Origin of the sequence: Geofilum rhodophaeum (assembly GCF_002210225.1) — a bacterium.
In the GTDB taxonomy this organism is placed as follows: Bacteria; Bacteroidota; Bacteroidia; order Bacteroidales; family Marinilabiliaceae; genus Geofilum; species Geofilum rhodophaeum.
Genome location: NZ_MWUJ01000009.1, coordinates 1 through 13,225, shown reverse-complemented (window position 1 = coordinate 13,225; position 13,225 = coordinate 1). Strand labels below are relative to the sequence as shown.

General features: G+C 45.3%; 12 protein-coding genes. 10 read left to right on the top strand and 2 right to left on the bottom strand.

Annotation, left to right across the window (positions count from 1 at the left end; translation table 11 throughout):
* The first annotated feature begins 9 nt into the window (after positions 1 to 9).
* Both B4W65_RS09600 and B4W65_RS09595 read left to right on the top strand, forming a co-directional pair.
* Positions 10 to 1,494: a hypothetical protein gene (locus B4W65_RS09600; RefSeq protein WP_088654940.1), complete on the top strand. Its 1,485-nt coding sequence runs from the start codon at positions 10 to 12 to the stop codon at positions 1,492 to 1,494.
* A complete protein-coding gene (locus tag B4W65_RS09595; protein WP_088654939.1) occupies positions 1,491 to 2,450 on the top strand; it encodes a glycosyltransferase family 2 protein in 960 nt (319 codons plus the stop codon). The genes B4W65_RS09600 and B4W65_RS09595 overlap by 4 nt, the downstream gene beginning before the upstream one ends.
* Here B4W65_RS09595 and B4W65_RS09590 read toward each other — a convergent pair.
* Positions 2,440 to 3,048 (bottom strand): class I SAM-dependent methyltransferase, encoded by a 609-nt coding sequence (locus tag B4W65_RS09590; protein ID WP_088654938.1) that lies wholly within the window; start codon positions 3,046 to 3,048, stop codon positions 2,440 to 2,442. The genes B4W65_RS09595 and B4W65_RS09590 overlap by 11 nt on opposite strands.
* Before the next feature lie 40 nt (positions 3,049 to 3,088).
* Entirely contained in the window at positions 3,089 to 3,967 is an 879-nt protein-coding gene (locus B4W65_RS09585; protein ID WP_088654937.1) for a DMT family transporter, read from the bottom strand.
* Between the two features lie 104 nt (positions 3,968 to 4,071).
* On the opposite strand from B4W65_RS09585, the gene B4W65_RS09580 reads away from it, so the two are divergent.
* The 8 genes from B4W65_RS09580 to B4W65_RS09545 all read left to right on the top strand — a co-directional run bounded on the left by B4W65_RS09580 (position 4,072) and on the right by B4W65_RS09545 (position 12,597).
* Positions 4,072 to 4,890: a M48 family metallopeptidase gene (locus tag B4W65_RS09580; RefSeq protein WP_088654936.1), complete on the top strand. Its 819-nt coding sequence runs from the start codon at positions 4,072 to 4,074 to the stop codon at positions 4,888 to 4,890.
* A 90-nt stretch (positions 4,891 to 4,980) separates the two neighbouring features.
* On the top strand, positions 4,981 to 5,655 hold the full coding sequence (locus tag B4W65_RS09575; RefSeq protein ID WP_158522824.1) for an outer membrane beta-barrel protein: 675 nt from the start codon (positions 4,981 to 4,983) through the stop codon (positions 5,653 to 5,655).
* Between the two features lie 49 nt (positions 5,656 to 5,704).
* Positions 5,705 to 7,558 (top strand): DUF3857 domain-containing protein, encoded by a 1,854-nt coding sequence (locus B4W65_RS09570; RefSeq protein ID WP_088654934.1) that lies wholly within the window; start codon positions 5,705 to 5,707, stop codon positions 7,556 to 7,558.
* The gene (locus B4W65_RS09565; protein WP_088654933.1) at positions 7,555 to 9,552 is read left to right on the top strand and encodes a DUF3857 domain-containing protein; all 1,998 of its coding nucleotides are present in this window, start codon (positions 7,555 to 7,557) and stop codon (positions 9,550 to 9,552) included. Before B4W65_RS09570 ends, B4W65_RS09565 begins: the two co-directional genes overlap by 4 nt.
* Before the next feature lie 37 nt (positions 9,553 to 9,589).
* On the top strand, positions 9,590 to 11,254 hold the full coding sequence (locus B4W65_RS09560) for a hypothetical protein (protein WP_146697768.1): 1,665 nt from the start codon (positions 9,590 to 9,592) through the stop codon (positions 11,252 to 11,254).
* Positions 11,247 to 11,741 carry a lipocalin family protein gene (locus tag B4W65_RS09555; RefSeq protein ID WP_088654931.1) on the top strand — a complete coding sequence of 165 codons (495 nt, stop codon included), beginning with the start codon at positions 11,247 to 11,249 and terminating at the stop codon, positions 11,739 to 11,741. The genes B4W65_RS09560 and B4W65_RS09555 overlap by 8 nt, the downstream gene beginning before the upstream one ends.
* Positions 11,742 to 12,113 (top strand): GNAT family N-acetyltransferase, encoded by a 372-nt coding sequence (locus B4W65_RS09550; protein ID WP_205741252.1) that lies wholly within the window; start codon positions 11,742 to 11,744, stop codon positions 12,111 to 12,113. It begins immediately after the preceding gene.
* Between the two features lie 193 nt (positions 12,114 to 12,306).
* On the top strand, positions 12,307 to 12,597 hold the full coding sequence (locus B4W65_RS09545; protein WP_088654930.1) for a YdeI/OmpD-associated family protein: 291 nt from the start codon (positions 12,307 to 12,309) through the stop codon (positions 12,595 to 12,597).
* The last annotated feature ends 628 nt before the right edge of the window (positions 12,598 to 13,225 follow it).

The following is a 13,225-nucleotide window of genomic DNA, read 5'->3' as shown; positions in this document are numbered from 1 at the left end:
TTTGTGCTTATGAAGCAGTTGACCCGGGCCCCTTTTTTTAAGCGCCATCAAGATTTTTTGCTGTTTGCGGTTCCCGTTCTGCTGGTTTACCTGGTTTTGGTGATCAGCCATCTGAATGGGGTTTACTTTTGGGACAATGTGCAGCAAACTTCCAGAGAGGCACATTGGTTTTATCAACAGCAATTCAGCTCTTTTTGGTTGCCGGGTTTTTCCGATGGAGAAGAAATAACCGGAACCGCTTATCATTTCCCGCTTATTGGGATGATGACTGCCGGATTGTGGATGGTTTTGGGTCAGCATTTGTGGGTGTCCCATGTATTTATTGGGTTTTGGTCCGTTTTACTGGTCTTGTTTACCCATAAGTTGTTTCGCTGCTATCTTTCACCCCGCGTAGCCGGTTGGGCACTATTGGTTTTGTTGCTCGAATCTACCCTGCTCACGCAAATTGCGATCGCTTCGCCCGATGTCATTTTGCTCACTGCCCTTGTCATGGCTTTGTACGGCATTGTAAACAGGCGCAGGGGGCTGACCAGCATGGCCCTGCTGTTTTTGGTGCTGATCAATGGCCGGGGCATGTTGGCCGGTCCTTTTGTTTATCTTTTTGCCGTGCTGCACAAACATCTTACTGAGGGCACTCCGCTTGGTGTAAAAATGCTGTGGCGCACGGCTCTGCCTTTTGTCCCCGCCTACAGCATTTACGGACTCTACATTGGTCTGTACCTGCTTAATAACGGTTGGTTTCTGAACCAGGCCGATTCGCCCTGGTCGGAGGGCTGGCAATCGCCTCAGGGCCTTATGGCCTACCTTAAAAACTTCGCAGCATTTGGACTCAGACTCCTCGAAAATGGACGTTTTGCCCTTTGGCTTAGTGCTTTAGTCCTCATAACGCAGGCCTACAAACGACGTACCTCCCTGATAGGCAAAAAAGAACTGCCGTTGGTGGTATTGGTGGGGGGACTGATCTTGCTCTTTTTGTATTTTGCACTTTCTACGGTGCTGGTCATTGGCTCGCGTTATTATATGGGCATTACTTTGGTGTTGGGACTGCTCGTCTTTGTCGCGGCCGAGCGCCTTTGGTGCACCAGGCGCATCCAGACCTTCGCACTGGTTGTGGGACTCCTTTTTGTAGGCGGACACGCCTGGGTTTATCCTTCCAGGGTATCCGTCGCCTGGGATGCAACTCTGGCGCACACGCCCTATTATACCCTTCGCGAGCAATTACTGACTTATCTGGAGCAAAACCATATTGACGAGGAGCAGGTGGGGGGTGGTTTCCTGTTTTCAGGTAATCAGCGCTACGTGGATCTTAAGGACAGGGATTTACGTATTGGTCAAGACCATGATAAAGCCTACTTCATTTATTCGAACCTTTCGAATCTGTCGGATGACCTGATTGATGAGTTGGAAAACCGGGAGTTGTGGGAGCCGGTTGAAGTCTTTAGTAAAGGGCCCGTTTTCATCAGCCTCCTTCGTAACCAGAAAATAGCGCCATGACAAAAAGCACACCTACCTTAGCCATTATTGTTCCCTGTTACAACGAATCCGCTGTTTTGCCTTTGAGCGTTAAGGAATTAATGCATAGGTTGAAGGCTTTGGTGGCCCGCTCCAGGGTGGCGGCCAACAGTTTTATTTGTTTGGTTGATGACGGCAGCAGCGACAACACCTGGACCCTCATTAAGGAATTTGCCCTGGCGGATCCCAACATCAAGGGTCTTAAACTCTCGTCGAACTTTGGTCACCAGAATGCACTGTTGGCCGGACTCTTTACACAGGTGGGTGCTGCCGATTGTCTGCTGACCATTGATGCCGATTTGCAGGACGATGTGGAGGTGATAGAGGATATGGTGGAGAAGTATGTGGCCGGAGCCAAAATTGTTTATGGTGTAAGGGAGAGCCGGCAAAGCGACAGTTTTTGGAAACGTCAAAGCGCTCAATTCTTTTATCGTTTGTTGCGTTTTTTAAAGGTCAAAACGGTTTACAACCATGCCGATTTTCGTTTGGCCGATCGCACGGTGATTGAAGGTTTGCAACGCTTTAACGAAGTCAACCTGTTTTTGAGAGGCATTTTCCCACTGATGGGCTACCGCAGCGAGGTGGTGTATTACTCGAGAGCCCCGCGGCAGCTGGGCGAAACCAAATACCCCTTTCGTAAAATGGCCAGTTTTGCCTGGCAGGGGGTTACCTCCTTCAACACCTCTTTGCTGCGTTTTGTTACCTGGATGGGCATCGGCATGTTTATCCTTTCCCTGCTCATCGCCTTTTGGGTGCTTATTGCCTATCTCAGTGGCAATACCATTGCGGGGTGGACATCGATGTTACTCATCATAACCCTTTTCTCGGGCATCAATATGATTTGTCTGGGACTGATTGGCGAGTATGTAGGCAAAATATTTCTGGAAGTTAAGCAAAGGCCGCGTTTCCTGATTGAAGAAGAGACGCCTAAGCTTTAATCGATTCGCTGATGATAATGGTAAAGGGAATATTCATGGTGTTTTTCAGTATGGTTTGACTGCCTCCCTTCTGCACTTTTTCAGAAATTTGTCGGTAATGTTCGGCCGTACGAATGTGTTTTCCACGATCGTTGTCCATAAACCACCTTTCCAGACGCCCCTGGCCCGGCAGACGTACCGGCTCAAGCGACAACAGGCGGCCGCCTGATTTTACCTTCGACCAGGCAAAGCGCAACGTTGCCTCCATCTCGGCATCGGTCAGGTGGTGCTGAACCCCAATAAAAAACACGGTGTCGAAAAGTTCCTTATCCAAGGGAAGCGTTTCGGCCACATTGGCGCATATAAAGCGTTGGTGGGGATGTGCTTTGCGCGCATTTATAATGTAATCTTCACTCAAATCAATACCTGTATAATCCACGTCTTTAGGGAGGTACTTAAGGATGTCGGCCGGACCGCAGCCGATGTCCAATATCTTTTGGCCGACTTGGTACTGAATGTAGCGCTCAGCAAAAAGACGCGAATACTTGTGCGCACCCACCATCCATTGGTACAATTGATATATTTGTGCGAGCCCCAGAATCCTTGTTAATCGCTGCATAGTGCCTGTTGTTTGAATTATTCGGGTAAAAATAGGCAATTTAGTGCAAAATCTTACGTCGCCGCAGTACCGGAAAGAGCAGTACCGCACCCAATATCATTAGAGTTCCCGCATAAAAGCCGCCCGACATTTGTTCCGACTCGCCAAAAAGAATAAAAGCCATTAAAATGCCGTACACCGGTTCCAGGTTAACTGTGAGTACCACCGTATAGGCCGAGAGCGACTGCATAACCTTAACGCTCGCCATGTAGGCATAGGCGGTACATATCGTCCCCAATACCAACAAATAAACATAATCCATTCCCTGTGGAAGCGGGAAGGGGGCCCCTTCAGCATGCTTCAAAAGGACATATAAGCTCATAATGAGCAGTCCACCCCCCATCTCATAAAAACTGATGGCCAGGGGATGGTGGTCGCGAATAAAATATTTATTGAGCACCGTAAACAATGCCGCCAGAAAGGCCGATACCAGTCCCGTTACAATGCCTGCCAAATAGTGGGCCTCAAATTGAAAGATGGTGTACAAACCAATAATAATAAGTACCCCCACAAAAATCTCAAGTTTAGAAATGCGTCGCCGCAGTACCAAAGGTTCCAAAAAGCTGGTAAATAAGGTGGTGGTTGCCAGGCAACCCAGTGCAACCGAGATGTTGGCAATTTTTATGGCATGAAAAAAGCTTACCCAGTGCAGCGCTACAATAAAGCCCACCCCAATCAGCTTTATAATGGAAATGCGCGGCAGTTGCCACGATACCTTGCGGTAAATCATAAGTGCACCCAGCGAAACAAAGGCGATAAGCACCCGGTACCACACCAAATCGCTTGCATGGAGTCCAATCAAACGTCCCAAGATGGCTGTAAAACCATAGATGAACACAATAATGTGCAAGTGAATCAAATCCTTCCGGTACTGCTCCATGCCGCCAATTAAAATATGCGCGGCGAAATTAGCTTTTTGAAACTAAATTTTCTTATTTTCATACCTTGATTTAAAGTCAGAAACCAACTCTAATACAGCACCCAATGAAAAAGCTCACGCTGCCTTACAAAATTGCAGGTGTTTTACTGCTTGTTACAGCCCTTATTATCACCGCCTGCTCCGTTGTGCCCATTACCGGGCGTCGTCAAATCAGTCTCGTCTCCGATTCTGAAGTCACCGCAATGGCCTTTAGCCAGTACAGTCAGTTTTTGCAGGAAAATCCCTTGTCGACCAACAAAGCCCAAACTGCCATGGTTAAAGAGGTGGGGCAAAACATTGCCGCCGCCGTTGAGCGTTACTTTGCTGAAAAGGGTTTGTCCGATGCCATTGCTCACTTTCAGTGGGAGTTTAACCTCGTTGCCGACGATACCCCCAACGCCTGGTGCATGCCCGGTGGCAAAGTGGTGTTTTACGAAGGCATTATGCCCATTGCCCAGGATGCCAATGGCGTGGCCGTTGTGATGGGCCACGAAATAGCCCACGCCGTGGCCAAACACGGCAGCGAGCGTATGAGTCAGCAGGTAGCCACCGAACTGGCCGGTACCACTTTGAGTGTTTTGCTGTCAGAAAAACCCGAGCAAACGCAGGCTATGGCGCAAACCGCCTTTGGGGTAGCCACCCAGGTGGGAGTGATTTTGCCTTACTCACGCACCCATGAGACAGAAGCCGATCGTTTGGGGCTCATTTTTATGGCCATGGCCGGTTACGATCCTTCTACCGCTGTTGCCTTTTGGAGTCGTATGGCCGAGATGAGTGGAGGAGGAGGCAGTATTCCTTTTTTGAGTACCCACCCCACCCACCAAAAGCGCATTCAGGACCTACAACGAGCCTTACCCGAAGCCATGCAGTACTACAACAAATAAGTAGTGCCGCCATACGCCTACGCGCCAACATCCCCAAAGGTTGTTCTACACCCTGTTGAGCTAAATTCTTAAACCTAAGTAATGCCCAAAATGAAAAAGCTTGCTGTAACCCTACTTGTGCTTTGCTGTACCATGCCTTTTTATGCCCAACTGCAAAAAGGAGCGGTCCTATTAAGTGCAGAAGGCAACTACCAAAAATCGCTAAATGACAACGGTCCCACCACCAACCATACCCAGAGTAAGGCCAAAAACCTGAATTTGGGTGTATCTCTCGGTCTGGCCCTACGAGACAATTTTGTGGTAGGGGCCGGACTGGACTATTATCGAAGTGTTGAAGACCGCTCATCCCAGGTTTTTATGGGCGAGACCATATCTGCGGAGCTTATGGAATTGACCTCGAGCAGTCTTATGCCCAGTGTTTTTGCAGGCTATTATGCACCGATTATAGATCGTTTGTATTTGAGTACTAACCTGAAACTGGCCTATGGTAATATTTCAAGTGAATACAGTACTTTTATGGCCTTTCAGTCCATTTCCTGGTCATCCAGTTCCGAATTCAGGACTGCTGAGAACTCCAACAGCAGCGATCTCTTTGTGACCACACTTTATCCTGAGCTTACGTATTTTATTACCCCCAAATTAGGCTTAAGTCTGGGCTTAGGTGGCATTGCCTACTCCATACCTGACTGGGAAACCGATAGCGCTTCGTTTCTCGTCAATTTCAATCCAGCCTACTGGAGTTTCGGTCTAAAGCTGGCGCTTTAGTCCCCGTTAAGTTGTTTATGCGCAACCCTAAATATTAGTCTTGCCCCCGATGATAAAGTTTTCGACCATTTGTTTGTTTCTTGCCCTATGTATTCCAGTGTTTGCTCAGCATTACGATGCTGAGGTGCTTTATGCTAATACTTCCATTGAAGTCGATAGGGGCAGCCTGATCAAAAATATTACTTACGAAATACGCATTAACAACAGGGGCGGAGAGCGGTTTACCCAGGTAGAGATTCCATATTCGAGTCTCAACAAACTAAGCAAGATTGACGCCTACATTAAAGATGCCGGGGGACGCGTGGTTAAGAAGCTCAAAAAGTCTGACCTGACCACAAGGAGCTCCATATCTGACTTTTCGTTGTATGAGGATGAATCTGTTCAGTCGTTCACCTTAAAGCACAATACTTATCCCTACACCATCGTCTATTCCTATCAAATAAAACAGTCTGATTTTCTTTACCTTACTTATTGGATGCCCGTCATTCATCAGGGTGTACCCACACTCGCCGCCGATTTGCATGTATCGGTGCCACGGGATTACAGGCTAAGTTTTCAAAACCAGCAGGTAGATGATTTTAAGGTGGATACACTGGGCAACCGCCTTACTTATCATTGGCGTGCCAGCTATAAGGAGTTAATTAAATCGGAGGTGCTGTCACCTCCGATGCCTGAGCTGCTGCCCTCCGTCGCAATTGTTCCCGTCGATTTCAATTTTGAAAGGAACGGTTCCTTTAAAGATTGGGCGAGCTATGGCCATTGGCAATTTGATTTGCTCCGTAACCTGAATGAACTGCCAGCTTTCGAAAAGGAGCGAATTCAAGGGATGATACAGGATGTAAGCGATGTAAAAGAACAAATTAAAATCCTGTACCACTATCTTCAGGATGAAACACGTTACATAAACGTCACCATAGAAACCGGCGGATTAAAACCTTATCCGGCCAGTTACGTTGCGCACAACAAGTATGGCGATTGTAAAGCCCTCACCAATTACTTCAAAGCCCTATTGGATTTTGTTCAAATTCCCGCTTATTACGCCAAGGTATATGCCGGGAGTCCCAACGACGAAATTGAAAAAGAGTTTCCTTCCCAACAATTCAATCATGCCATTTTGTATGTTCCGCACGAGGAGGGTGACCTTTGGATAGATTGTACAAGCAAAACGCCCCTGAATTATATCGGTACTTTTATCCAAAATCGGGATGCTTTTGTTGTCGATGACAACAAAAGCCACTTTCTAAGAATTCCCGCCCTTCAACCCGAAGATGTACTTGTTTCTAGAAATGTAGCCATTTCCTATGATCCAAAAGAAGCACATTTATCTTTTGAAAGCCACTTACGGGGAGCCGATTACGAGCGTATTCTGCACCTGGCCACCGGATATAATGAAACCGATAAAGCGCGTATAGTTCGAAATTTTGTTGTCCCCGAGGGTTTTCATCTGGTCGATTACCAAATCGATAAGCCCGATAGGGATTCTGCAAGCATTACCATGCGATACAACGTCCGTTCCCAGCAGGTTTACAAGCATTACGGCAACGACATCCTGCTCAGCAATATAGCCTTTGCATTGCCAGCCTTTGAAAAGCCGCAATACCGAAGTCTGCCCGTACAAATAGACCATCCCATTTATGAAACCGACACCCTTGTTTACGAACTGCCTCATGGTTATTCGCTTAACCCCGGCAGCAAAGATGTGGCGCTGTCTTCCAGATACGGCGAGTACCAGTTGGAAATACTGGAAGACGGACAAAGCATCAAAGTTGTAAAAAGCCTGCTTATTAACGCCGGCTTATATCCAAAATCAGAATATGCCGCGTTTTACGATTTTTACAGACAAATTTTGACCGTCGAAAACAGCACCATTTTATCCTTCCAAAAAAACATACCATTATTATGAAAATGAAGACGCCATCCCTGCTCTTTTTGTGCCTGATCGTGCACTTCAGTATCCAGGGACAACAGTACATCAATGAATTTGGTAAACTTGGCAAAGACGAAATTGAGCTTAAGACCTACCCAAAGGATAAAGATGCTCATGCTGTAGTACTGTTTGATATCGGACGCTCCTATTTTGTTAATAACGATCGGTCCTTCGACGTTGTTTTTGAACGGAGCACACGTATAAAAGTACTGTCCGAAGCCGGAAATGAATGGGCTCAGGTTGAGATCCTCTTTTATCAGGAAGGTGGTATTTATGAAACTGTTTCGGAAATTGAAGCCTATGCCTACAATTATGAAAACGGTATAATCAACAAAACCCCGCTCGATTTATCCAACGTGTATGAGGAGAAAGTAAACAACTACTGGAATGTTAAAAAGTTTGCCGTTCCCAACGTTAAAGAAGGGACCATCATAGAATATCGGTATAAGATTAACTCTCAGTATATGTTTAATTTGCGCGACTGGGAGTTTCAATGGCGCATCCCCGTAATTCACAGCGAATATCAGGTAGAAATGATTCCCTTTTATGAGTACACTTTTCTGTTGCAAGGAGCCAGTAGTTTTACTTCACAAAAGTCGTTTGTGAGCAGAGGTATGGAACGTCGGTTTGGTTCCGTTACTTTCCAGGATATGATCCACAATTACGTGATGAAAGAGGTTCCGGCCTTTGATAATGAGGAATTTATAACTTCCATTAACGACTACATCGTGAAAATTGATTTTCAGTTGTCAAAAATCAATTATCCGGAAGGAGGGAAGGTTGATGTGATGACCACCTGGGAAGAAATGAATAAAGAATTGCTGAAACACAAGGATTTTGGTAAGTACATTCAGGGCGCAGAGAAGCTTGCTGCGAAAGTTATGGACCTTGATGGAGAACAGTTTGATAATGAGATGGACAAATTTAATTTTATCATAGACCATGTAAAGAAAAATTACAACTGGGATAAAACGCATGGCAGGTATGCGAGCAAATCACCAAAGAAGTTTGTGGAAGAAAAATTTGGCAATGTTTTAGATGTCAATTTATTCGCCATAGGTTTGCTCAATGCCTCTGGAATTGAGGCCAAACCGGTACTCCTCAGCACCCGATCCAATGGAAAAATCGCCTACGATTACCCCTTTACTCATTTTTTTAACTATGTAATCATCCTGGCCATAGTTGATGGGCAAAAAGTCTTGAGCGATGCCACCGAGGTACTGAGTCTGAACCATCGGATCCCATCCAGATGTATCAACGAAAAGGGCTTGATCGTTCAAAAAGATCAGGTGGAATGGATGGGCCTGGAATGCCTGTTTCCCTCTTCCATTACCACCAATTTCAGCCTGGAAATAACCAATGATGCGCAGCTGCTTGTCGACATTTCTAAATATGCCACCGAGTACGATGCCCTGCAGTATAGAAATGCCCAAACCAGCGATCAGGAAACTATTGCCAAAAGCCTGGAAAAATTAGGCTATGATGTGATTGACACCAGTATCGCAGTTAAAAATCAGCTGGACAGGGAGCTTCCCTATGTGTTGAATTACCAGCTAAAGACCCATCCCGAATTGGTGAACGACAAAATCTATATCTCCCCCTTTTTAAGCGAAACCACCTCCGATAATCCCCTAAAGCAAAATGAGCGTTCCTACCCTGTAGATATTACCTATCCCAAACGCAGAGTTTTTAGGTCCATCATAGCCATACCTGAAGGCTATTCTGTAGATTATCTGCCCGCCGGTCAGCGCATAAGCAGCGGCCTTTTTGACCTGAACTACTCCGCCAGCATTAATGGCAATTTGCTTACGGTTACCTTCGATTATTACTTCAAAAATACGGTTTACGCACCCGCCGATTATTCAAAAGTCAAATCTTATTTTGATCAAATTGTGAAAAAAGGCAATGAGAAAATAGTGCTGCAAAAGGCTGCAGAGCTTTCAAGGTTAGATGAAATCAGTTCCAATTAGTTTGTAAGATAGTTAAGAAAGTTAATAAATGACAGGTATGAAAATCAGAAATTTAGGCAGTGTGGCTGCGATCGTCGTATTAATTATGGCAGGTTGCGAAAAGGAGAAAAAAGTCTGGATGGAGCCAGAGTTAATTCTTTCGGCAGACACGCTTGTTTTTAATGGGGTCGAAACGAAGTCCCTCTTTGTTTCTTCTAAACCAGCCTCGGAAGGAGAGTTTCAAGTAGTTTCCTATCCCGATTGGGTGGTTGTATACCCCGAAGCCGGAACTTTTAACAACGACGTTGAGGAAATAGCAGTGGCCTCTCTTCTGGAAGGTCGAGCGCCCGGCCTATACACCGGCACCATGGAGATTATGTCAACCAGTGGTTCAGAGTCTGTTTATTTAAAAGGATTTGTTGGAGAAAATTTGTTGTACACTGTTCCAGAAACGCTCCACTTTACAGCTTTTGACCACAGTCAAACCCTCGAAATTGTCAATGGAGGGAATGTTGGCTTTAGTTTTGAGGCAGCGGTTTCCAATGACAAGTTAAGCTTATCTCACGAAAGTGGGTCGGTAGGTTTATATGAAAAAGGCAGTATAACAGTGCTCCTTAATCAGGATAAACTCTCATCCGGCACCCATCAATCAGAAATCTACCTGACGGTAAATGAAAAGGTAGACACTATAGCGGTTTCTATAGATTTTTTTAAAGAAGAAAAAATGATGGTGCCAAGTGTTGTAGTGGATGCGGAGTACTCAAAATCAACCGACAAATTGGTGTATGTGACCAGTGATTTGAAGTTGAATATTTACGACCCCCTGACCAGAGAAACCGATCACATTAACCTGGCTTTTATCCCAACATGCGTTGCCGTCTCACTAGACGGCACCAAAGCCGTTGTTGGTCACGATGCCCAGGTAAGCTACGTGAATCTCCATACCGGGGAAGTTATTAGTACCCATAATGTGTCATGTAAAGCAATAGATATTGTGCTGGCTTCAAACGGATGGACCTATGTTTTTCCCGAGCAGGATCAGCACACCACCGTTCGCTGCATCAATGTTGAGGATGCTCAGCCAGTGGAGAGTCACCATACCGGATACTCCATTTATGCAGGAACAAAAGCCAAGCTGCATCCTTCCGGAAAGTTCATGTACGCAGCTGATAATGGTTTAAGTCCGTCTGATTTGGAAAAATTTGATATTCAAAATGGCACTGCGGCCTACCTGTACGATTCGCCCTATCATGGAGATTATGATGTGCGTGGCAATTTATGGATGTCGCAAGACGGTAATCGTATTTTTACCCGCTCAGGCAACGTATTTAAAGCCTCTGAAATTCAAGAATACGACATGCTTTATAATGGAAAAATTCGTTTTGCAGAAGACGATAATTCCTATTATAGTTCGACACAGGTAGTAGGTTTAGACCATTCAGAAGCCCAGAACAACCTATATATTATTGCCGGAAACCAGGGGTGGGAATCTGTTAACCAGCCTTTTTTGTATGTCTACAATTCGTACAACCTAACATTTCGCTACCAGATAGCTTTAGAGCAATATGTGGTCTTTGATAATTCAGGCGGCGGAGCGTTTTATGCGGCCGAGCCCCATTTTGTTTTCTCTAATGCAAGCGGTAAAGAAGTTTACGTTTTTACCCGGGCTTTGGGCTCCGGTCTTTTGAACGAATGGGCCCTGCAAACGATTTTGATTGAATAAAAACATCTTACTCCCAACCCTGTTACCTAAAGGAGCGAACCCGGTAAGCCCCTTTGAAAAAGAGCGCTACCTTGGACTTTGGTATGAGATAGCGCGGAAAGACTTTAAATTTGAGCGGAACCTGAACAATACCACCGCCGAGTACAGCTTGAATGAGGACGGCAGCATAAAGGTTGTAAACAGAGGTTACAACACCGTAAAAGAGGAATGGACCCAGGCCATAGGCAAGGCCAAATTTGTTGGAGACGAAACCACAGCACGGCTGAAAGTATCCTTTTTCGGACCATTCTATTCAGGCTACAACGTAATAGCCCTCGATGTGGATTACCGCTATGCCCTTATTGCCGGAAAAGACCTTGACTTGCTGTGGATCCTGTCTCGGGAAACCACGGTACCTGACGAAATCAAAGATCAGTATTTGCAGCTCGCCGAGGAAATTGGTTACGACACTTCCGACCTGATATGGGTAGAACACAACCAGAAATAAATGCAACAAGTAATTATTAAAGTGGATGCCGATATTGAGCTGACGCAACTCGAAAGGGCGGATGCGAAGGCCATATTTGAAACAATCGACAGTCAGCGAGACTACCTGGGAAAGTGGCTGCCCTTTGTGGTCTTTACGCGTGAACTGTCCGACTCTGAATGCTTTGTTGAATCGGTGGTAAACGCACCCGCAGATCACTTTGAATTGGTTTTTGCCATTAGAAAAGGAGGGGAGTTTATTGGTTTAATTGGTTATAAGGATACAGACAAACTGAATCAAAAGACCGAAATTGGCTACTGGCTGTCCAAAGATCATCAAAAACAAGGCATTGTAAGCCGGTCGGTGGAGCGCTTATGTGCTTATGCCTTATAAACCGGATTCAGATTAATGTGCAGTAGGTAATGTCCCCAGCAAGCGCATTCCTCAGCGCTTGGGCTTTAAATTCGAAGGCATTGAAAGGGCAGGAGAGCTGATGCCTGACGGCACCTTTATCGATCTCGAGATATACAGCAAGCTAAAATTCGATTGATGCTGTCGTTTCGTTTTAAATCTTAAAACAGATAAAATGAATTCAACAAACAGCTTGGACCATAATGTACTTTCTGGTGTACTACACGAAGTTCCAGAGGACGTAAGGACGGTGTTAAAAGCAGATGTCGTTTTACTTGATCGATGGAATAAACTAACATCGATTCAACGCAATGAGTGGATTTGCTGGATAACCATTGTGAAGAAGCAAGAAACCAGAGCCGCTCATATTTATCGTATGACCGAAGAACTAAAGGAAGGCAAACGTAAGTTATTCTTCCTGGCCATCAACTGCTGGGGTGTTTTACAGCATGTTTTATTCTATTGAGTTTAAAGCCAATTAGTTGTGGGCCCATGACAATTTTTTATTAAATATTGTTAATGTTAAAAATAATGCAAATATTGTGTTCTGAATTTTCAAGATTCACGCCCCCCTAACCCTGCCACCATGTGACTGAGGAAGACGAAGTCGTGCCAAAAGCCTACATTTTCTACTAACCAAATATATCCAAATTGTCTATATGCTCGTTACATCAGGCACTTACGCCCGTTTTTTCACGATCATATAATACTCCTAAACGCAATAGCGTTTATACATGTGTTGTAGTCTAGCCCTTGGATTCCCAGCATGTATAACTGATTCGCAGAACGTGTTTTTCTTGATTCCCAGCCGGAAGGATTTCGCGAGACAAAAAATATAAATCCAAGCGTCTTTGACCAGGGATTCGTGAAGTAAAGATAGTGGTCAGACAGTGGGTAGGTCTTTTAAAGGTACGTGCAGAGTAGTACACCGGGATTCCTGCGGTTGTTGTAGGAAAGTGAAGTTTGGCAGACCCATATCGGGTTTCGGTAGAAACTGCCCGAATATATTGAACTGACTGGATTGCCGTGATTTGCATGACAAAGCATCCTGAAAGTCGAATTGGCCACAGTGAAGGGTGCATAAGGACAACCGG